This window comes from Ectobacillus sp. OTK (assembly GCF_059698935.1).
In genome coordinates, this window is sequence record NZ_AP048547.1 from 3,596,008 (window position 1) to 3,618,426 (window position 22,419).

Annotated in this window: 19 protein-coding genes; all 19 read right to left on the reverse strand. The window is 43.0% G+C overall.

Features of this window, described 5'->3' with window-relative positions; translation table 11 throughout:
- Nucleotides 1-96: 96 nt before the first annotated feature.
- Nucleotides 97-642, reverse strand: coding sequence for a PadR family transcriptional regulator (locus AC6HZ4_RS17845; protein WP_497491026.1), 546 nt, complete (start codon nucleotides 640-642; stop codon nucleotides 97-99).
- Between the two features lie 131 nt (nucleotides 643-773).
- Nucleotides 774-1,583: an N-acyl homoserine lactonase family protein gene (locus AC6HZ4_RS17850; protein WP_497491027.1), complete on the reverse strand. Its 810-nt coding sequence runs from the start codon at nucleotides 1,581-1,583 to the stop codon at nucleotides 774-776.
- A gap of 178 nt (nucleotides 1,584-1,761) precedes the next feature.
- The gene (locus AC6HZ4_RS17855) at nucleotides 1,762-2,145 is read right to left on the reverse strand and encodes a hypothetical protein (protein WP_497491028.1); all 384 of its coding nucleotides are present in this window, start codon (nucleotides 2,143-2,145) and stop codon (nucleotides 1,762-1,764) included.
- A 237-nt stretch (nucleotides 2,146-2,382) separates the two neighbouring features.
- On the reverse strand, nucleotides 2,383-2,607 hold the full coding sequence (gene hfq, locus AC6HZ4_RS17860) for an RNA chaperone Hfq (RefSeq protein WP_129726720.1): 225 nt from the start codon (nucleotides 2,605-2,607) through the stop codon (nucleotides 2,383-2,385).
- Nucleotides 2,608-2,631: 24 nt separating this feature from the next.
- Nucleotides 2,632-3,582 (reverse strand): tRNA (adenosine(37)-N6)-dimethylallyltransferase MiaA, encoded by a 951-nt coding sequence (gene miaA, locus AC6HZ4_RS17865; RefSeq protein ID WP_497491030.1) that lies wholly within the window; start codon nucleotides 3,580-3,582, stop codon nucleotides 2,632-2,634.
- A gap of 193 nt (nucleotides 3,583-3,775) precedes the next feature.
- The gene (locus AC6HZ4_RS17870; RefSeq protein WP_497491031.1) at nucleotides 3,776-4,552 is read right to left on the reverse strand and encodes an ABC transporter ATP-binding protein; all 777 of its coding nucleotides are present in this window, start codon (nucleotides 4,550-4,552) and stop codon (nucleotides 3,776-3,778) included.
- Between the two features lie 146 nt (nucleotides 4,553-4,698).
- Nucleotides 4,699-6,573: a DNA mismatch repair endonuclease MutL gene (gene mutL / locus AC6HZ4_RS17875; RefSeq protein ID WP_497491032.1), complete on the reverse strand. Its 1,875-nt coding sequence runs from the start codon at nucleotides 6,571-6,573 to the stop codon at nucleotides 4,699-4,701.
- Nucleotides 6,574-6,577: 4 nt separating this feature from the next.
- A complete protein-coding gene (gene mutS / locus AC6HZ4_RS17880) occupies nucleotides 6,578-9,187 on the reverse strand; it encodes a DNA mismatch repair protein MutS (protein WP_497495758.1) in 2,610 nt (869 codons plus the stop codon).
- Nucleotides 9,188-9,409: 222 nt separating this feature from the next.
- Nucleotides 9,410-9,955 carry an outer spore coat protein CotE gene (gene cotE, locus AC6HZ4_RS17885; protein WP_497491034.1) on the reverse strand — a complete coding sequence of 182 codons (546 nt, stop codon included), beginning with the start codon at nucleotides 9,953-9,955 and terminating at the stop codon, nucleotides 9,410-9,412.
- Between the two features lie 266 nt (nucleotides 9,956-10,221).
- On the reverse strand, nucleotides 10,222-10,671 hold the full coding sequence (locus AC6HZ4_RS17890) for a YlbF/YmcA family competence regulator (RefSeq protein ID WP_497491035.1): 450 nt from the start codon (nucleotides 10,669-10,671) through the stop codon (nucleotides 10,222-10,224).
- 3 nt (nucleotides 10,672-10,674) lie between these two features.
- Nucleotides 10,675-12,204, reverse strand: a complete 1,530-nt coding sequence (gene miaB / locus AC6HZ4_RS17895) for a tRNA (N6-isopentenyl adenosine(37)-C2)-methylthiotransferase MiaB (RefSeq protein WP_497491036.1) — start codon at nucleotides 12,202-12,204, stop codon at nucleotides 10,675-10,677.
- Nucleotides 12,205-12,578: 374 nt separating this feature from the next.
- Nucleotides 12,579-13,445, reverse strand: a complete 867-nt coding sequence (locus AC6HZ4_RS17900; RefSeq protein ID WP_497491038.1) for a 2-oxoacid:ferredoxin oxidoreductase subunit beta — start codon at nucleotides 13,443-13,445, stop codon at nucleotides 12,579-12,581.
- On the reverse strand, nucleotides 13,432-15,192 hold the full coding sequence (locus AC6HZ4_RS17905; RefSeq protein ID WP_497491039.1) for a 2-oxoacid:acceptor oxidoreductase subunit alpha: 1,761 nt from the start codon (nucleotides 15,190-15,192) through the stop codon (nucleotides 13,432-13,434). Before AC6HZ4_RS17905 ends, AC6HZ4_RS17900 begins: the two co-directional genes overlap by 14 nt.
- Before the next feature lie 259 nt (nucleotides 15,193-15,451).
- On the reverse strand, nucleotides 15,452-16,378 hold the full coding sequence (locus AC6HZ4_RS17910; protein ID WP_497491040.1) for a dipeptidase: 927 nt from the start codon (nucleotides 16,376-16,378) through the stop codon (nucleotides 15,452-15,454).
- Between the two features lie 58 nt (nucleotides 16,379-16,436).
- The gene (spoVS, locus tag AC6HZ4_RS17915; protein ID WP_129726731.1) at nucleotides 16,437-16,697 is read right to left on the reverse strand and encodes a stage V sporulation protein SpoVS; all 261 of its coding nucleotides are present in this window, start codon (nucleotides 16,695-16,697) and stop codon (nucleotides 16,437-16,439) included.
- A gap of 312 nt (nucleotides 16,698-17,009) precedes the next feature.
- Entirely contained in the window at nucleotides 17,010-17,804 is a 795-nt protein-coding gene (ymdB, locus tag AC6HZ4_RS17920; RefSeq protein ID WP_497491042.1) for a 2',3'-cyclic-nucleotide 2'-phosphodiesterase, read from the reverse strand.
- A 226-nt stretch (nucleotides 17,805-18,030) separates the two neighbouring features.
- Entirely contained in the window at nucleotides 18,031-19,593 is a 1,563-nt protein-coding gene (gene rny / locus AC6HZ4_RS17925) for a ribonuclease Y (protein ID WP_497491043.1), read from the reverse strand.
- Between the two features lie 394 nt (nucleotides 19,594-19,987).
- Nucleotides 19,988-21,034 carry a recombinase RecA gene (recA, locus tag AC6HZ4_RS17930; protein ID WP_497491045.1) on the reverse strand — a complete coding sequence of 349 codons (1,047 nt, stop codon included), beginning with the start codon at nucleotides 21,032-21,034 and terminating at the stop codon, nucleotides 19,988-19,990.
- Nucleotides 21,035-21,182: 148 nt separating this feature from the next.
- Nucleotides 21,183-22,418 carry a competence/damage-inducible protein A gene (locus AC6HZ4_RS17935; RefSeq protein WP_497491046.1) on the reverse strand — a complete coding sequence of 412 codons (1,236 nt, stop codon included), beginning with the start codon at nucleotides 22,416-22,418 and terminating at the stop codon, nucleotides 21,183-21,185.
- Nucleotide 22,419: the final 1 nt, after the last annotated feature.

Consider the following 22,419-nt stretch of genomic DNA (forward strand, 5'->3'; position numbering starts at 1 on the left):
TTAGATAGCATATTTAGCACATATCTTTCCTATTTCAACTTTTTTAATTGTGTATTGAAGAAAAACTTCAATCCGCATAATATGTTCTAGGGATTACTACTCTTCTCTAAGGAATTCTAACTCACTGATACATTCTTCTGCCCAGGCAACTTCAGACTCAATTCGCTTATATCCTTTACGTAGTGAGAATAACCAATAGGTTTTCTCAGAGTCATAAGGTCCTTCCTTTACAACTTTCTCCATATGCTCCAGAAAAGAAAGGATCTCTCTTTTTTCTTTAAGAAACATCTTTAATTGGAATATAAGTTCTTTCCTTTCAATCTTTGAGCCAAAAAACATTCGCAGAGCTGCCTCATCCCGAACGATAGAATCAAAACTTTGCGGGGATTTATTCAGCCATGTAACGAGTTCGTTTCTTCCGCTTTCTGTAATACTGTACACTTTTCTGTCAGGGCGAGTTTCCTGCGGTTCTATTCGTGAACAGACCCACTTCTTACTTTCTAGAATACCCAATTCTCTATAAATTTGGCTTAAGTGTGCAGGCCAAATACATTTAATAGATTCGTCAAAGGAAGACTTTAAATTATATCCAGTCATGTCCTGATAAGAAAGCAGCCCAAGAATAACGTGAGAGAGAGACATGTATACGAAACCTCCAAATTGATGATTTGTATTAAAATATTACCGTATCTAAGGAACTTGTTCTACTTCAATTTCTCTCCTCCTCAAATTAGCAGCTATAACATTCTTTATCAACGTACATTACATAAGAACTATCGAATGATTCCTTCACTTACACTTGGATCATGATTGGCCAAAGCCGTTACACACTCTTCACTATCAGCAAAATATTTGACCCATTCTAATGAATCGAGCGCCTGCTTCTTATCGGTGGTTATCCCCGGAAGAATCCCCTTCTCCCAAGACTCTGCGCTATACCCAACATCAGATGCAAGTAAAACCCAGCCGCTGCTTATCAAAGCCATGACTGACAGCTGTCCCTTACTATGCCCAGGTGTATGAATCAAATAAACAGTTCCATCCCCAAATAAGTCCAAGCCAGCTCTATAAGGTCCATATGGAATTTCTTGTAGGTTAAATGGAGTAATGTTGATTCCTTCCCACATGCTCGGTATATACCCTAATTCCTTATTTGCTTGGGCCCATTCAAGTTCATTTACAATTATCTCTTTAGCATTTTTAACATGATGCAGCCCGCTTACATGGTCAGCATGGAGATGGGTCAGTACGACAACATCTAGATCTTTTTCTGAAATCCCTTTTGCTTTCAGTTGCTCATGGATTGCCTTTCCTTCTGGAAGCTCCCCTTTAAACATGGAATAGGATAGATTCCCCACATGCTTCTTCTGCTCATACCGAATAGCGTTACTCCAACCAGTATCAATGAGAACTAGACCATTCGGATGCTCAATTAAATAACTTGAAACTGGGACCCGTATTCTTTTTGATTTAGGACGAAACCAACCTGTATACGGTGCAGGATGCCAAGTTTTTTCTCTAAATGCTAAGGCTCGATCAATATTTACAGCTCCCGTATGCATAATATGAATCTTGGTTGTCATCTCATTCTCTCCTTACAAATACATTTTTTATATATAAAATGTTATATATAATTCCAATATTAAACATTTTGGGAGTTATATGTCAATAATAAGTATTATTTTTACTGATTAAGTTCATCCAAAGGTAGTATCACATGCTTATCAAGCTGATATGAACAAAACTGCCAATATCTACACCCTAACCAGACAGCGATGAAAGTGTAATTATGATACATTTGATGATGTAGTACGTACCATGGTCTTCGATTGACTTGCCATACTTCTTTTTGTTCTGACAGGAAAGCTGCGCAGCGATGGATTCTTGCACTCGGTCTTGGCCATAAGGAAAATACACATGTGAAAGTACAAGCACTTGTCCCGTGATGCTTCTCATGTGTAAGGTTTGGCTTTGTGCATCATATTGGAACACAAAGTTCCCACACTTCGCATCCTTCCGCCTGGAAATTGTCATCTTGGCATTTCGCTTGTGACGGAATGCTTGCCTCCACTTCGCATGACGCTTTTGATCCTTATATAGTGTATACTGCTTACGAAAGAAGGAACGAGAGCCAAACAAAGCCAAGGGAATCTCTCGTCTCAGTTTCGCCTAGCCAACATTCATCCCCCGCTTGTCACTGGACTACGCCCATCACATGCTTGAAGTGGGGGTCTTCGTCGGAAAATGATAAAAGGTAAAACCCGTCCGTTCTACCCTAGCCACTGCTATAATAGACCCATCAAAAAAACAAGGGGTGTCTCAAAAGGGTAGCGTAACGCGCCACCTTTTGAGACACCCCTTGTTCCTATGTACGTATTTATCCTATTCAAGCTCAATCGATACATTTTTTTGCGGCATAAATGTAGAAATCGCGTGCTTATAGATAAGCTGTTGCTTGCCATCTGTTTCCAGTAATACTGTGAAATTATCGAAGCCTTTAATCAGGCCGCGAAGCTGGAAGCCATTAAGCAAGTACAGCGTTACAAACGTATTATCCTTACGGAGTTGATTTAAAAATTGGTCTTGGATATTGATAGATTGCTTCATGTCGAATCCTCCTCTTTTCTCTACTTACGTAATATTCGACTTTAGTCGTAGGTTTCCTTCTACATAACTGAAAATTTCTTCCTTTTTTTCTCCATCCGTCATGTCAAACCATGCGACATCCATTTTATTGCGAAACCATGTTAATTGTCGCTTTGCATAGCGCCGCGAGTTTGTTTTTAAAGCCTCTACAGCTTCCTCTAACGTTGCCGTTCCCTCGAAGTATGCATACAATTCCTTATAGCCGATCGCTTGAATCGATTGACAATGCCGCAGTCCCTGGTCATACAGTGACTTGACTTCCTCTAATAACCCCTGCTCCATCATCAAATCCACACGTTGGTTAATGCGATTGTACAGCTTGTCACGCTCCATTGTCAAACCGATGATGGCTGCTTCGTATAGCAAGATCTGCTCTTGGCTTTCTAATGTTTCGCTCATTGTTTTCCCTGTTGTATGCAAAATCTCCAAAGCCCGAATCACGCGTCGCACATTATTTGGATGAATCCTCTCAGCACTTTGCGGATCAGCCTGCTTCAGCTTCTCATATACTGCCCCTACTCCATCCGTTTCTGCCAATCTTTCGAGACGTTCACGGTACGCCGCATCACCCGGCGATTCTGAAAATTGATAATCATACAAAACAGATTGTATGTACAGCCCTGTTCCGCCTACAATAATCGGCAGCTTGCCTCGGCTTGAGATGTCGCGAATATACGTTCGCACAAGCTGTTGAAACTCTGCTACCGAGAACGGCTCGTCCGGGTCGCGAATATCAATCATATAATGAGGAACACCATCCATTTCCTCCTTGGTTACCTTCGCTGTCCCAATATCCATGCCCCGGTACACCTGCATAGAATCCCCGCTTATAATTTCACCGTCAAATGCCTTTGCCATATCAATGCTTAGCTTCGTTTTGCCAACTGCGGTTGGCCCAATAATGACAACAACCTTCTCTTGCTGTATTCCTCCCATATGGCTTCACTCTCTTTTATACTAAAGTTGTACATCTGATTATTATACCCAAATTCTGAGGTTTTAGAAGAGAAAAAGCGTAAATTTTCCAATATGGTACATGAAATTTTAAAAACCTATCATTTTCTTCAAACAAAAAAGCAGAATACGCGGCTTATATGGCAAGCTTATTCTGCTTTTTTGCATGATTTGGTTACAAATTTGCAACAATCCATTTTCTATTTTCGCGCTCGTGAACCTCAATCGAAATATCAAAAAATCGGCTCAACGATTCAGCATGCAGCACATGCTCTGTTTTCCCTGCCTCAAATATCATTCCTTCTTTCAGAAGCAGCGTATGCGTAAAGCAAGGGACGATTTCTTCAATATGGTGCGTCACATAAATAAGCGTCGGCGCATCCGGCTTAGAAGCGATATCAGCAATCATCGAGAGCACCTGCTCCCGCGCGAGCAAGTCAAGACCCGTGCACGGCTCATCCAAGATTAAAATATCAGGAGAAGCCATTAAGGCTCTTGCGATCAATACTTTCTGCTGCTCCCCTTGCGAGAACGTATGATATTGTCGTCCAAGAAGCTTTTCGCATCCAAATAAAACAAGAAGCTCCCGCGCCCTTTCTTCATCGCCCTCCTCTACTCCTTCATGAAGCCCAATCGTAGCAAACTTGCCGCTCATCACAACCTCTTCCGCTGTTTCATGGCCATAAAATCTTTGCTGCAATGACGAGCTGACAAGGCCGATCCGTTTCCTGAATTCCGGCAGCTTAATTGTTCCATACCGTTGCCCTAACACCGTCACTGAACCAGCGGATGGCCAAATATAGCCCGTTAAAATATTCAAAAGCGTTGTCTTTCCTGATCCGTTGAGGCCGACAATGCACCAATGCTCACCTTGATTTACCTGCCATGAAATATCCTTTAGAATTGTTTTTCCTTGTCTGATCCATGAAATGTTTTGTATATCAATCACCATGCGAGTCCCTCCTTTTTAAACAAATTATGTATACACCAAAACACTACTATATTACTTATTCGATATTTTGTTTGTTCCATCCGCTCAGTCCTATGAAGTTCATAGCACCAATCCCTTATAAAACAAGGGATTGGTTCCTATATTTATCACATGACTCTCTTAAACATCTTCTCCAGCTCATACGTCGAATGATGCACAATAATCGGCCGGCCGTGCGGACATGTATATGGATTTGTCGTCTTGCGCAAATCCTCAAGCAGCGCAAAAATCTCATCATTTGTAATATATTGGTTTGCTTTAATGGAAGCTTTGCAGCTCATCATGATCGCTGCTTCTTCCCGCAGCTTGCGGATATCCACCCGTTTTAGCCTTAGCACCTGCTGCATCATTTCCTCAATAATTTCAACCTCTTGCCCTTTCGGAAACCATGTTGGGTGCGAGCGCACAAGAAAGCTTTGATGACCGAACGGCTCTAGAAACAATCCAACCTTTTGAAGTTCCTCCAGCTGCTCCTCAAGCCGCAAAAATTCAGGCAATGAAACATCAATGCGGTACGGAACAAGCAGCTCCTGCACTTCAGAAGCAACCTTGCCTACCTTCTCACGGAAATATTCATAATTGATTCGTTCCTGCGCCGCATGCTGGTCAAGTATATATAGCCCCTGATCATTTTGAGCCAAAATATACGTACCGTGCATCTGCCCGATTGGATACAGAGGAGGCAATTCATTGCCGGTTGTTGGCGGACACTCCTCGAATGTCTGATCATCCGCTTCTTCTAGCTCTTCTAACACTGCATCGTCTAACGCAGGAGCTTCAGAGCCGATATCTTCTTGCGGGGTTATCTCAGGACGGATGTATTCCCGTTTCGCTATCGCTTCCTCCTGTACGATATCCGGAGCAGGCTTGTAATCCGTCACGAATATACGAGTCGGAAGAGAAGAGGCAGGAGCCTGGTGCTCAAATTGAAATGTCTCCTGCACGCTTTCTTGTTTTACCTTTTTATTCGTTGTCACCGCCGCATCGGGAATCAGCTGCAGATTATGAAACGTCTGTTGAATCGCTGTTTCCAGCAGCTTTAAGAGTTCAGCCTCCTTGCTAAAGCGTACCTCAAGCTTTGCCGGATGAACATTCACATCTACAAGCATCGGATCCATTTCGATCGATAAAAACCCAATCGGATACCTCCCGACCGGCAGCAGCGTATGATACCCTTGCTGGATCGCCTTCACTAATGAGAAGTTTTTTACATAGCGTCCGTTTACAATCGTCGAAATATAATTTCGGGATGCCCGCGTTAATTCCGGAAGTGCCATATAGCCTGTTATTGTAAAATCAAGAGACTCGGCTTGAATCGGGATCATTTTTTTTGCCGCCGCTACGCCGTAAATAGCGGCTAATACTTGCCGAACATCGCCGTTTCCAGACGTATGCAGCAGCTTTTTCTCGTTATGAAACAATCGAAAAGAGACATCTGGATGAGACATAGCAAGACGATAGACAATATCAGTAATGCTGCCTAGCTCGGTATTGATTGTTTTCATATATTTTAAGCGGGCCGGCGTGTTAAAAAATAGGCTGCGGACAGTAATATCTGTTCCTTTACGGCTTGCCGCCTTTTCAAAGCGCATGACCTCTCCGCCTTTAATGACAAGATGCGTCCCTGCAGCATCTCCCGTGCTTGTTATAAGCTCTAATTCACTGACAGACGCGATGCTCGGCAGCGCCTCGCCGCGAAAGCCCAGCGTGCGGATGCGAAACAAATCGTTTTCGTCTTGAATCTTGCTTGTCGCGTGCCGATCAAATGCCAGCAGGCAATCCTCCTCCGCTATCCCATCGCCGTTATCCAGAATGCGAATGCTCGATAAGCCTGCTTCTTCAAGGTGAATCTCGACCGTCGTACTGTTGGCATCAATCGCATTTTCAACAAGCTCTTTTACAACAGAAGCAGGCCGTTCTACAACCTCGCCCGCTGCGATGAGATTGGACAGCTGTTCGTCAAGCTTTCGAATTTTCCCCATTTCTTCATCCCTTCTTTAGCTTTTTTTGCAGCTTGTACATTTCATTCAATGCTTCAAGCGGCGTCATATCTAATAAATCCATTGTTTGGATTCGGTTCAATATCTCTTTTTCCTGCGAGGAAATAGCATTCTCTTGCACCACAGCCGGACGTTCATCTACGGAGAAGAAAGAAAGCTGCGCTTCCTTTGCAAGTAATGGTTCCTCCTGCCGGGCAGGCGGTACACTTTCACGTTGCTCCTGCCCTTCTAGGGATTCCAATACATCCTTTGCACGTGCAATGAGCGAGGATGGAAGACCAGCAAGCTCCGCAACATGAATACCGTAGCTTTTGTCGGCTGCCCCTTCCTTGATCTTATGAAGGAATACGACCTTACCGTTTTCCTCAATCGCAGAAACATGAACGTTTTGCAGCTTGTCCAAATGATCTGCAAGTACAGTCAGTTCATGATAATGAGTGGAAAATAATGTTTTAGCCCCGATATTATGATGAATATATTCAATAATCGCCTGCGCCAGCGCCATGCCATCGTACGTAGATGTCCCGCGTCCAATTTCATCAAATAAAATCAAGCTGCTTTGCGTTGCATTTGCAATTGCATGTTTTGCCTCAAGCATTTCGACCATAAATGTACTTTGACCGGAAATTAAATCATCCGCAGCTCCGATACGCGTAAAAATTTGATCAAATACAGGCAGGACAGCCTCCTTTGCCGGTACAAAGCAGCCGATTTGCGACATTACCGCGATGAGCGCCAGTTGTCTCATATATGTGCTTTTCCCTGACATGTTTGGGCCTGTAATAAGGAGCATATTCAAATCCTCGCGCATCACACAATCGTTCGGCACGTATGTTTTCTTCTCAAGCACCTTCTCAACAACAGGATGACGGCCATCGATGAGAACAATCTCCTGCTTCGTCGTAAGCACAGGTCTTACAAACTGTTCTTCCTCGCTCACCGTCGCAAAGCTCTGAAACACATCAAGCTCGCTAATTGCCTTCGCAAGCTGCTGCAGCTTTGGAATATACTCCTTTACCCTCTCACGCAGCTGCAGAAATAAATCATACTCCAATTGAACAATTTTCTCTTCTGCTTCTAGAATCATCGCTTCCTTTTCCTTCAGCTCATCGGTTATAAAGCGCTCAGCATTCGCTAAGGTTTGCTTACGCTCATACCGTCCCTCCGGAAGGGCGGAAAGATTGGCGCGGGTAATTTCAATGTAATAACCAAAAATACGGTTATAGCCGACTTTTAACGACCGGATGCCTGTTAGCTCGCGTTCACGCTTTTCCAGGTCAGCAATCCATGTTTTTCCATTTTTACTAATGTACCGGTATTGATCGAGTTTCTCATGATAGCCATCCTTAATGATGTCTCCATCCTTCACCGATAATGGGGGATTTTCTTGGATGCTTTTCTCAAGCAGCTCAGCCAATTCTTCACACGGATCAATCCCTCGCATCAGCTCATATATATAAGAGTTATCCAACTCCCCCATCAGCTGTAAAATACTTGGTACTTGCAGGAGAGAGCGCTTCAGCTGAAGAAGATCTCTTGCGTTTACATTCCCGTATGCTACCTTTCCGGCTAAACGCTCTAAATCATAAACTTCTTTCAACTTTTCCTTTAAGTCCTCACGAATAAAATAGTGATTCACAAACGTTTCAACCATACTATGACGCTGCGCAATCTGCTCCTGCCGCACAAGCGGGCGCTCCATCCATTGCTTGAGCATACGGGCGCCCATCGCTGTTTTTGTTTTATCAAGCAGCCATAGCAGGGATCCAGTCTTTTCCTTCGTGCGAATCGTTTCCGTTAACTCTAGGTTGCGCTTTGAGTGCACATCCATTTTCATAAAGTGGTTGCTTTGATACAGCTCTACCGGCTGCAAATGGTCTAATGAACGCTTTTGCGTACGCCAGACGTAACGAAGCAAGCGCCCGACCGTCTCAATGAGCTTTGTTTGCTGCAGGTCCTGTACGACGTGGTCCAAGCCTTCCGGAACAGATGCGTCCTCCTCGTAAGAAACCGTAATTTTCAAAAGATCCGTTAGCTTCTTCAGCTCATTCCCAGAGAATGAGGAGCTGACTACAACCTCTTTGGCCCCAAGCCCGTGCACTTCAAGCAGCACGTCCTCCATAGAACCATATAGAAGCGTAACCGTATTTTGTCCTGTTGTTAAATCATTGCATGCCAGGCCGTATGAACCATCTTCAAAGCTCGTAATCGATACGAGAAAATTATTTTCCTTTTCATCAAGAGAGCGCCCCTCCATCATCGTGCCGGGTGTGATGAGCTGGACAACCTCGCGGCGTACAACACCCTTAGCTGTTTTCGGGTCCTCCACCTGCTCACAAATTGCAACCTTATATCCTTTCTCTATCAGCTGCTCTATATAGTTTTTAGCAGAATGATACGGCACTCCGCACATCGGAATGCGCTCGCTTCCGCCGCCGTCGCGGCTTGTTAATGTAATTTCCAATTCATGTGCAGCCTTTACGGCGTCGTCGAAAAACATCTCGTAAAAATCTCCGAGACGAAAAAATAAAAAGGCATCTTGATAGTCTGCCTTAATCGCTAAATATTGCTGTATCATAGGCGTATACTGTGCCATTTCAGTCCTCCGGCTTTCTAGTTTCCTCATGTATTTCACCCTATTATAGCATGTTCTCAAACGGAGGGGATAAAGAAAACTCGCTGATTGGAGAAGACAGGGCCGAAGTTGTACTTATGCTTTATACGTAAAATTCCCACTACGCCGAATGGCTGCTTATCTAGAAACCTATGCCTTTTTAAAATCCAAAAAGCTAGGAAGAAAAGCCTTCCTAGCTTCGTATTACTCTTCTTCGGAATCCAGCATAAAGTTCGGATCTAAATCTTCAAATTCTTCATCATCGACGCTGTAGTAGTATTCATCATCATCATAGCAGCCTTCTGGATTCACCTTCACGCATATCGTTGTTTCACCTACAACTTCGCAAATAAATTCACGTTCAACTGTCGTTACGATTTTGTTACCGTTTGGAGAAATCACGGCTTCTAAGCAATTTGGATGCTGCATGACGCGGGCGATAATTTCATGATCCTCACCTGAAAAATTCTTGTCACGATAGCGAATCTTTACTTCTTCCTCGTAGCGAACACGTTCTGTTACAACCTCTGTTTTTGTATTTTCGTCATACGAGTACCATGTATTCACATCATAATAGCCCTCAATTTGCACGTATTTGCCGTATTTTTTCGCCTCATATACATGGTTAATAACCCAGCAGCCTAAAATGCTTGTTGGATAGTTTTTCGGGTCTACCGTATGGGTGGATTTTGTATACTTGCGGCCTTTTCCAACAACGGCCTTTACAATAATCTGTCTATATTCGGACATTCCAAACCCTCCTCAATGAATATTCAATTCATCATATGCGTGACATTCGTGGAATGTGCTATCGCCTAGAAAAAAGACGTGGATGTACCATTTCCTTCGAGAAATTCGTACAATACATTGTATGCGTTAGCGCCCAAATATGTTCGTAGTTTTTGTATGAATGATTTATGAAGAAAAACATGGAGAGTATGGCTAGCATCTGAAGGCTATGCATTCCTAATTAAACGAAAAAGGCGTCCCCTTCTAAAAAAGGGAACGCCTTTTTCTTATGAACAGCCGCAGCCGGTGCCGCAGCCTCCGCTATGCTTGCTTTGCACTTCTGCACCTGTTTCGCCCGTTAACACATTTCCGCCTGTCGATAACAAAATTTCATCTGTTACCGTATTGGAAATGGTGCTGGCAACAAGCTGCAGCAAATCGTTCACATATGCCTGCGAGGACTGAAACTCCTGCACGATCGGAAGTTCATCAAGTTTATCTTGCAGTGCATCGATTTCAGATTCTACTTTCTTCAATGCTTCCGTCTTTCCATAATGCTGCAAGTTTACAGCCTGCTTTTGCAGTGCCTTAATTTGACTAATCGTTTGCTTAATCGTTTCATTTTGGTGAATTTTCGCCTCTGCACGCTTAAAGAAATCCACTTCTTCTGTTTCAGAAATCATTTTTGCTAATTCCTTTGCCCGTGCAACAATATCATCTTTTGTATATTGTGTCATATACTACTTCACCTCAATTGGCTTTTCTAGCATTTCTCCATCTAGCGTCCATGTTTTCGCCGCTGTAATTTTCACCTGCACAAGCTGGCCGATTGCAGACTTCGGACCTTTAAAGTTCACAAGCTTGTTTTTACGTGTGTAGCCTGCAAGCACATCCGGGTTATTTTTACTTTCTCCTTCAACAAGCACCTCGACAACTTGACCCTCATACGCTTTATTCTTTTCTGCGGATAGCTCGTTCACAAGTGCGTTCAAACGCTGCAAACGCTCCTTCTTCACAGCCATCGGTACATTGTCCTCCATCTTCGCAGCAGGCGTACCTTCGCGAGGAGAGTAAATAAATGTATATGCGCTGTCATACCCTACTTCACGGTAAAGCGATAAGGTTTCTTCAAACTGTTCATCCGTCTCATTCGGGAAGCCGACAATAATATCCGTCGTTAATGCAACACCAGGAATAGCTTCTTTGATTTTGCGAACAAGCTCCAAATATTGCTCACGCGTATATTTACGCGCCATCATTTTTAATACCTCTGAGCTGCCGGACTGTACTGGCAAGTGAATATGCTCTACAAGGTTGCCGCCCTTCGCTAAAACCTCGATGAGGCGGTCATCAAAATCACGCGGATGGCTTGTTGTAAAACGAATACGCGGAATATCAATTTTGCGAATTTCATCCATTAAATCGCCAAGACCGTATTTCATATCTTCAAAATCTTTACCATAAGCATTAACGTTTTGACCAAGAAGTGTAATCTCCTTATAGCCCTGAGCTGCCAAGTGACGGACCTCTTGAATAATATCCTCCGGCCGGCGGCTGCGTTCCTTGCCGCGTGTATACGGTACAATACAGTACGTGCAGAATTTATCACAGCCGTACATAATATTTACCCACGCTTTAATATCGCCGCGGCGTACCTTCGGAAGGTTTTCAATTACGTCCCCTTCCTTCGACCATACCTCTACGACTGTTGCCTTTGAAAACATTGCTTCACGTAAAATATTTGGAAGACGATGAATATTATGTGTACCAAATACCATATCTACATATTGGTAAGTCTTCATAATTTTGTTAACAACAGATTCTTCCTGTGACATACAGCCGCATACCCCAATTAAAAGATCAGGGTTTTTTTGCTTCAGCGGTTTTAAATGACCGATTTCACCAAATACTTTATTCTCTGCATTTTCACGAATTGCACATGTGTTGAGCAAAATGACATCTGCATCCTCAGCTGTAAAAGTAGGCTCGTAGCCAAGTCCCATAAAAATGCCCGCCATTACCTCTGTATCATGCTCGTTCATTTGACAGCCGTATGTGCGGATATAAAATTTCTTACCTGTTCCCATACCTAAGAACTCGTCAGGGATCTCGAAATCACGATGAACTTTGACTTCCTCTTTCCCTCGTTTTTTCGCATCCTTTAACGAAGGTGGTTGGTACACTTTCTCAAAATATTTGCTGTAATCCTGATCGGATTTTTTGTCCGAAGAATTCACTTGCTGACTTTGCAATCGTTGTTGTTCGTTCACGACGAATCTCCCTCCATATACATTTTCTTTGTATACCTATCATGCATATTGTTTCTTTTGCATACACATTATTATAGTATAAATCGTTTGGCTCAATTAAACAATATGGAGGGCCTTTGTCTATCATAGCTTTCGTTCTCAACACAAGCTCATAACGATGAAGGAAGATACTGGCGTCAACTATTATTCTATCATTTTGGATTTTTTTAGTAAAGAAAGCGTATACGTTTTATATAAAAGTGTACCGAAATATCATACTTGATACATAAGAAAAGCTCCCGCAGGTCGCGGGGGCTAGACAGCGTCCCCGCAAAACGTTATACTTTTTCTTAGCGTGCAAAAAGCCTCCCTGTCAACAGAGAGGCCTTTTGCACTTACATAAATTCTGCTACAAGCTCATCGAACATGTCCTTGTCTAAAGAAAGGTTCGCTTGAGACAGAGGCTGCTCGCTATATCCTTTGATAAGCTCTTGGTAAGAAGGCTGTTGCTTGTTTTGATAGATAATACCAGTTACAAGGCCATTATTTTCCATCAATGTTTGCATTGCCATCATACGGTTAGATGGGTCATAGCCTTCTACAGTGCTTAGTCGTTTTAAATTTTCCTTGAACCAATCGTATGTGTTCACTTTGTTATATGTTACACATGGGCTAAACACGTTGATTAAAGAAAATCCTTTATGATTAATTCCAGCTTCAATGATTTGTGTTAATTCTTTCAAATCACTGGAAAAGCTTTGCGCTACAAAAGTTGCGCCTGCTGTTAATGCCAATTCCATAACAGACAATGCTGGTTCAATGGAACCTTGCGGGGTACTCTTCGTTTTGAACCCAGCGCTGCTTCGCGGGGATGTTTGTCCTTTTGTTAAACCATAAATCTGGTTGTCCATGACAATGTATGTTAAATCAATATTACGGCGAATGGCATGAACTGTATGCCCCATACCGATTGCAAAGCCATCACCGTCGCCGCCGGCTGCAATAACTGTTAAATCACGGTTCGCCATTTTCACGCCTTGTGCGATTGGAAGAGCACGGCCGTGAATGCCGTGGAAGCCGTATGAATTAATGTAACCAGAGATACGGCCAGAGCATCCGATACCGGACACAACTGCCATTTGATCTGGCTCTAGTCCTGCATTTGCAGCGGCACGTTGGATTGCAGCTTGCACGGAGAAATCTCCGCAGCCTGGGCACCAGTTTGGTTTTACATCATTGCGAAACTCTTTAAATGTTGCCATTTAAAACAACCCCTTTTTTGCATTCGTTGTAAATTTCTTTCGGCAGGAATGGGTTTCCATCGTACTTCAAGAAGCTGGAAATCTTCTCACCGTGGCCAAGGTTCATTTTAATAATGTTTGCAAGCTGTCCAGTTGCATTGTTTTCCACGACAACAACTTTCTTTGCATTTTGTACAAGAGGCAGGAGCTCTTCTTTTGGGAATGGATGAATTAAGCGAATCTGGGCATGATTTACTTTCATTCCATCTTTCTCCAAACGTTCCATTGCTTCCTCGATTGTACCGCGTGTGGAGTTAAAGCCAACTAGCAATAGGTCTGCTTGCTCATGCTTTGCATTTTTGAATACAGGGGTATCAAATCTAGAATGTAAGCTGTCTAGCTTACGCATACGTTTATCCATTTGCGCGATACGATTAGGTGCTGATTCGGATGGCTTTCCTGTCTCTGCGTGTTCTACGCCTGTTACATGGTGAATACCATTTTTCGTTCCAGGAATCACACGTGGAGAAATACCATCCTCAGTTACTTCATAACGCTTGAAGTATTCTTTTCCTTCTCTTTCCGGCTGTGCATTTAAGTCAAGCTTTCCGCGACGGATTTGAATTTTGTTATAATCTAACGGCTCTGCCGTTTGTTTTCCTAGGGATAACTGCAGGTCTGTCAAAAGAATGACAGGGCATTGGTATTCTTCAGCGATATTAAACGCTTCTACAGCATCATAAAATGCTTCTTCTACCGTACTTGGCGCGATAACAACCTTTGGAATTTCTCCATGCGTACCGTAAATCATCGCCATTAAATCAGATTGCTCTTGCTTTGTAGGAAGTCCTGTACTTGGACCGCCACGTTGTGTATCTACAATAACTAGCGGTGTTTCCGTAATTCCGGATAAACCAATTGCTTCCATCATCAGGGAAAGGCCAGGACCTGCAGACGCTGTCAATGTACGTGCGCCACCATAGTTCGCACCAATTGCCATTGTACAGGCCGCAATTTCATCCTCTGTTTGAATAACAGTGCCGCCCACTTTCGGAAGCTTTTTAATTAAATATTCCATAATTTCAGAAGCAGGAGTGATTGGATACGCAGCCATAAAGCGAGCTCCACCAGCCAGCGCCCCGAATGCGATCGCGTCGTTACCAATCATGAACATACGCTGATTGCCATCAGCCTTCTCTAATTGCATTAAGCTTACTTTATCTCCAAGTAGCTCTTTCATGTATTGAGAGCCGCGTTTAATCGCTTCCATATTCTTGTCCACAACTTGCTGCCCTTTGCGGCCAAAAATTTCTTCTACTACTTTTACATATACATTTTCATCTAAGCCTAAAACAGCGCTTGAAGCTCCTACAGCAACCATGTTTTTCATAAGAGACGTACCTAACTCCGTTGCCATATCTGTGAATGGAACCGCATACAAAGATACTGTAGTACTCTCTGGAATTGTCGGATTGAATTTGGCATCCGCTATAACAATGCCGCCATCACGCAATTCGTGGAAGTTTACGTCAATTGTTTCTTGATCAAAAGCTACTAGTATATCCAAGTCATCAGAGATCGAACGAACATCGGTTGTGCTCACTCTGATCTTATTGTTCGTGTGACCGCCCTTAATGCGTGATGAGAAATGGCGATAGCCGTACAGGTAATATCCTAAGCGGTTTAATGCAATACAGAAAATTTCTCCCGTACTTTCAATACCCTCACCCTGTTGTCCTCCAACTTTCCAGGAAAGTTGACTAATCATCTCCTACACCCCTTTGGACTGCATTCATTGTAGTGTATTTTTATTACTCTTCTAGTTTACCACTTTCTAAAAAAAGAAACTACAATGTATGCAAATTATACCTCTTCTAATTTATAGAATTTTTTGCATAGTTCTAATTCGTTTACAATTCTAGACCTACTAACGAAAAAATGCAATAATTTGAAACGAATTTATTAACATTTTTTTAAGAATTGCTACAATATCACACACAGCAATCAGATTTTAGTATAATGATTGTTTAGAACGTGATGTTCCTCACAAAATTCCTATATAAAAAAGAATGGATTTGTTCTTCTGTGTAATGTTTAACCAGCTCATTTTTTAAATTTTCATATTGTGCATAGGTTCCAAGATCATGCACGGTTTCCGTAATCCCATCAAAATCTGAGCCAAACCCGACATGATGTTCTCCTCCTAATGAGCATATGTGCTCTAAGTGCCGCAAAATATGCGTAATAGCAGCAGGGCGTTCCTCCGTCAAAAACATTGGCACAAACGTAATGCCAATCATCCCGTTTCTTGCAATCAGTGCACGAATTTGTTCATCCTTTAGGTTTCGAGGGTGCGGACAAAGGGAATAGCAATTCGAATGAGAGGCAATCGGAAAATGAGCAAGCTGCATTACATCCCAAAATCCTCGTTCTGACAAATGGGATACATCCGTCCATAAGCGGTATTCGTTCAATTGCCGTACGACCTGCTTCCCAAAATCAGATAAACCAGCCCCTCTCGTCTCCGCCGCACCGTCTGCCACCGCGTTCGCGTAATTCCAGGTCAATCCAACCGAGCGCACACCTAAACGATATAAGGTATGCAAACGCATTAAGCTGCTGCCGATAGCATCGCAGCCCTCTAAGGTTAAAATCGCTCCTATCTCTTCCTCTTGAAGCGCTAGGACGTCGTTCTTGGTTAAAATAAGCTTCATTTCTGCATGCTTCTTTAAAATGTCTTCATAGAAAATATGAATCATCTCAAGAGCAACCTCAAACCGCTGTCCATGAGGTACTTCTTCCGGAACATAGACAGCAAAGCATTGCAGCTTTCCCTTCCCCTTCTTGAGACCTTCAAGGGTAACATGCAGGGAATCATCGTTGTTAAAGGCAGCCCCCCTTTTCCGCTGCCACATTTGCCATAGCACATCACAATGCGCATCAAACACCATCACTCTGTATCTCCTTTCATACAAAACAGCCTGTTTGCTATAAGCAAACAGGCTGTTAAAATTAACGAGGTTCAATAATAAGCTTGATAGCTGTCCGTTCTTCGCCGTCAATCATAATATCAGTAAAAGCAGGAATGCAAATCAAGTCAACTCCGCTCGGTGCTACAAACCCTCTTGCGATCGCTACTGCCTTCACAGCCTGATTTAATGCACCCGCGCCAATTGCTTGGATTTCTGCGGAGCCGCGCTCACGAATCACACCGGCAAGTGCACCAGCTACAGAATTAGGGACTGAAGTTGCTTTAACTTTTAATATCTCCATTCGTCGTTTCCTCCTCGTTTTTCTTTCAAAAGTATAAGCGGTTATTGAGTTCACTTTACTTATATTCACGAGGAGGATTTCATATTCCTGCTTATCCATTGTAAGTTTTCGAAAAAATTTTAATATATTGTCTATTCTAACAATTTATTGTCTATTTTTAAGAAAAGCAAACACGGAACGATTTTACTTCTGTAGTAAAACGTTTTTTACCACAGAAGTGACTGGTTATGAAAGCTGCATATTAAGAAAGACAGGCACGACACAATTTTATTCATACAGTTAACAACAATTCAGGATAGCTCTTACTCCCCGTTACTCAAAAAATGACTGGTCATCATTCAACAAAATCCGCTCGATTCTGCTCGCTTTTCCTGTCGATGGATTTACATCAATAAGAACAGCACTAAGCTGCGTACGGCCCTCTGCCACCTCAAATCGTACGGGCAGCGCTGTTAAAAATTTTTTCAATACAGCTCCGCGCTCCATTCCTAGTATCCCGTCGTATGGTCCCGTCATCCCAACATCCGTAATGTACGCCGTGCCGTTTGGTAAAATACGATTATCCGCTGTTTGTACATGCGTATGCGTTCCTACAACAGCTGTAGCTCTTCCGTCTACATACCATCCAAGCGCCTGCTTTTCGCTCGTTGCTTCCGCATGAAAATCAATAAAAATAATAGAAGTTCTCTTTTTTGCTTGTGCAATCAAGTCATCCACCTTTTTAAATGGACAATCAAGCGGCGGAAGAAAGGTTCTTCCCTGCAAATTAATAATTGCAACCTCCATACCATTACAATTTAAAAAAATGAGCCCTTTTCCTGGTGTACCTTCTGGAAAATTCGCCGGTCTCACTAAATATTTGGCATTCTCAATAAATTCAAATATCTCACGATTATCCCATGCATGATTGCCAAGTGTAACAGCTTGAGCACCCGCTTCCAAAAAGCTTCGGTAAATCTTCTCTGTAATACCGCGCCCTCCAGCCGCATTTTCACCATTTATAATGGTGACAGTCGGTGAATATTTCTTTTTTAATTTCGGAACGTAATCTTGAATCATCTGTCTCCCAGACGAACCAACAACATCCCCTACAAATAAAATTCTCATTCTTGCAATCCTTTCTCAGATCAGCTTTGTTTTTTATACTTTCCTATTCTAAGAAAAGTGAACGCGACCCGCCTTTACTCCTGTACGAACGATTCCTTGCCACCTCGCACAGCTGGGGCTAGCCCCAAAAATAACAATACTTTCTCATTTCATAACACAAAAAAATAAAGTGGTGCTAGACCACTTTACTTCTGACCCCTGTCTTCTGCATTGAGAGGGATCTGTTTTATTTTGCATATTCGACCGCACGCGTTTCGCGGATTACCGTTACTTTGATATGTCCCGGATAATCGAGCTCATTTTCAATGCGTTTACGAATATCACGTGCTAAGCGGTGCGCTTCAAGATCATCAATTGCATCAGGCTTAACGAGAATACGAACTTCGCGTCCAGCTTGAATCGCATATGATTTTTCCACGCCTTCGTAGGACTCTGAAATCTCTTCCAGCTTCTCTAAGCGGCGAATATAGTTTTCAAGCGTTTCGCTTCTTGCCCCTGGCCGCGCTGCTGACAATGCGTCTGCTGCCGCAACGAGCACGGCAATGACCGACGTAGGCGCTGTATCACCATGGTGGGATGCAATTGCGTTAATAACGACTGGATGCTCCTTGTATTTCGTTGCAAGCTCTACGCCGATTTCAACATGACTACCCTCAACCTCATGGTCAATCGCTTTCCCGATATCATGCAGCAATCCAGCCCGACGTGCCAGCTTCTCGTCCTCACCAAGTTCAGCTGCCATAAGTCCTGCCAGATAGGCAACCTCCATAGAGTGCTTTAACACATTTTGACCGTAGCTCGTTCTAAATCTCAAACGACCCAAGATCTTGATCAAATCTGGATGCAATCCGTGTACCCCAACTTCAAACGTTGTTTGTTCACCAACCTCGCGAATGTATTCATCTACCTCGCGTCTTGATTTTTCAACCATTTCCTCAATGCGGGCCGGATGAATACGTCCGTCCTGCACCAGCTTATCTAAAGCAATACGGGCCGTTTCACGGCGAATTGGATCAAAGCCTGACAAAATAACCGCTTCTGGTGTATCATCAATGATTAAATCAATACCCGTCAGTGTTTCTAGTGTACGGATATTCCGCCCTTCACGGCCAATGATACGGCCCTTCATTTCGTCGTTCGGAAGGTTTACAACAGAAACAGTCGTTTCTGCAACATGGTCAGCTGCACAGCGTTGAATTGCCATTGACAAAATTTCTTTCGCCCTTTTGTCCGCCTCTTCCTTCGCTCGTGCTTCGCTTTCCTTAATCATAACGGCACTCTCATGCGAAAGCTCGTTTTCTACCTTTTCTAAAATAATGGCACGCGCTTCCTCTCTCGTTAAGCTTGAGATGCGCTCCAGCTCGTCTTGCTGCTTTTGGACCAACTCTCCCACTTTGCTTTCCAACTCTTCAATCTGCTGTTGTCTAAGTGTTAGAGAATCCTCTTTCTTTTCAAGCAACTGCTCGCGTTTATCAAGCGATTCGTCCTTGCGATCGAGGTTCTCCTCCTTTTGCATTAGACGATTTTCTTGTTTTTGCAACTCACTTCTTCGGTCTCGAATTTCTAATTCCGCTTCTGTACGAAGTGTATGAATTTCATCCTTTGCTTCTAACAGCGCTTCCTTCTTCAATGATTCTGCTTCACGCTTTGCATCTTCGACAATTTGTTTAGCAGCATTGGCAGCACCGTTAATTTTCGCTTCCGCAATGGACTTTCGAACAAAAAATCCAACAACTGCACCGACGATAGCGGCAAGCAAAATGGAGATGAATACCATAACTATGCTCATAACTTCACCTCCTCTTGCTATGAATAGGAAAAGATTGCCGGCATGTACATTGTCATGTTTCAATGTACAATAAATGACGTTGTCCTTTTTGGGACCCTTTTCATTTCATTAAAATTGACACTTTGTATGGTCATAGTTTAAAACTCGGAACTAAAACACCGCTTTGCAGGTCTTGTCCGAAATTACAATTCTTTTTCTGAAAAAGAACTGTAACATAAGATGGTAAAAAAAGAATACACATTCTTATTGTATCGGGCACTATTTTCATTGTCAAGGGTTGTATCCTCTTACTTTCTTTACCTATCAATGGTTGACACATTTTCAAACAAAAAAGCGAATATAAGCTTATTAATAAATCGAACAAAAAAAGACACATTGCTGTGCCTTTTAAATTTTAGTCCTCTAGAAGCGAAAAATCATCCTCTTCTGTTTCTGTGACCGTGCGCGGCTCATCAGAATCGATGCCGTAGTGCTCACGAATCTTGAATGAAATTTCATCAAGAATTTCTTTATTTTCTTTTAAGAAGGTTTTTGAATTCTCGCGTCCTTGTCCTAGACGTTCCTCATTGTAGGAATACCAAGCTCCGCTCTTTTGCACAATATCAAGCTCTGCTGCCATGTCAAGAGCTTCCCCTTCTTTTGAAATTCCTTCCCCGTACATAATATCAATATCTGCCGTACGGAATGGAGGAGCCACCTTATTTTTTACAACTTTAATTTTTGTTTTATTTCCGACGATATCATTTCCTTGCTTTAATTGCTCAGCGCGCCGCACCTCTAAACGAACTGTCGCATAAAATTTTAACGCACGACCGCCTGGTGTCGTCTCAGGATTTCCAAACATCACGCCGACTTTTTCCCGGATTTGGTTAATAAAAATCGTAATCGTCTTGGATTTATTGATGGCTCCTGATAATTTACGAAGCGCCTGCGACATGAGGCGGGCCTGCAAACCAACGTGAGCATCTCCCATGTCTCCTTCAATCTCCGCTTTCGGTACGAGTGCCGCAACAGAGTCGATAACGATAATATCAATCGCTCCGCTGCGAACTAATGCTTCTGCAATCTCTAGCCCTTGTTCTCCCGTATCCGGCTGAGAAAGAAGCAGCTCATCAATGTTTACTCCTAATTTTTGTGCATATACCGGATCAAGCGCATGCTCTGCATCAATAAAGGCCGCCTGTCCGCCGCGCGCTTGTACCTCTGCAATTGCATGAAGTGCTACTGTTGTTTTACCAGAACTCTCTGGTCCGTAAATTTCAATAATACGGCCGCGGGGATAGCCGCCGACTCCAAGTGCTACGTCTAGTGCTAATGATCCGCTCGGTACAGTGGAGACTTTACGTTCAGACTGCTCTCCAAGCTTCATAATAGAACCTTTTCCAAATTGCTTTTCTATTTGCTTTAACGCCATTTCTAACGCTGCTTGACGATCGCTCACTAGATTTCCTCCTTTTTTCTTATGACTATCTTTATTATACTTGTTTTCATTTAAAAATGCCAATAAAAATCGAACATTTATTCGTTTTTTATTTTTCCTCTCTCTATTATTCTGTTTTCCCTAGAGAAAAAGGAAAAAGCTAGACGGACTACCCCTCTAGCTTTTTATATAAATGATACATCCCATATTTCATCGCACGTTCTCTGATTTGCTGTCTCGTTCCCCATAGCTTAAGAGAAATCACTGACGTTTCTATGGCTTTTCCTGCAATACCGACAAACACAGTACCAGGCTGCTTCCCTTCAAGTTCATCAGGGCCTGCTACACCCGTAAAGCTAATACCAATGTCCGCCCGCAGCAGTTTGCTGACGTTTTCTGCAAGCAAAGCGGCAGAAGCTTCACTCACCGCTCCAGCTGTCTCAAGCACGCTCGCAGGTACACCTAATACATGCTGCTTTACTTCGTTGCTATAGCAAACGATACCGCCTTGAAAAAAGGAGGATACACCGGAAATTTCCGTAATTTTTTCACTGAACAATCCACCTGTTAAACTTTCCGCGGACGCAAGGGTGATTCCTTTTTCCTTTAACAAAGATACGAGCTTCCCTTGCAGGGAGTCGTGATTATAGCCATAAAAGAAATCACCTACTCTGTCTAATATTTTCCGTTCTACGCCATCTATCAATCTGTTTGCTTCATCTTTAGAAGCATGCTTTGCCGTTAAACGAAGCGTTACCTCTCCATCTGCAGCAAGAGGGGCAATCGTTGGATTCGTTTGCGTATCAATTAAATCCTGCAGCGTTTCCTCTAAAAGCGATTCTCCGATACCGAAAAAACGAAGCACGCGAGAATGCAGTGTTTCCTTAGAGGTAAGCGGAAGTAAAAAAGGCTCTACGTAGCTGTCGTACATCGGCCGCATCTCCTTAGGAGGACCCGGCAGCAAAATATATGTCTTTTTATCTTGATGCAAGCCCATTCCCGGAGCCATACCATGATCATTCGGGAACACGACGGCACCTTCAAGCACAAGAGCCTGCTTTTTATTATTCTCTGTAAACGTCCGTCCAGTTCGTTTATAGTACTCTTCAATGGACCGAAGCGCAGCATCGTCATAGACAAGCGAGCTTCCTACAGCCCCAGCAATCGTTTCCTTCGTCAAATCGTCCTTTGTCGGTCCAAGACCTCCTGTAAAAATGAGAATATCAGCCCGCTGCTGCGCCGTCTCAATGGCAGAACGCAAACGATCAGCGTTATCGCCGACAACTGTTTGGTAGTACATATTCATGCCGATTGCTGCTAGTTTTTGAGATAAAAATTGCGCATTCGTATTTAAGATTTGACCGAGTAAGAGCTCAGTGCCGACTGCAATGATTTCCGCATTCATC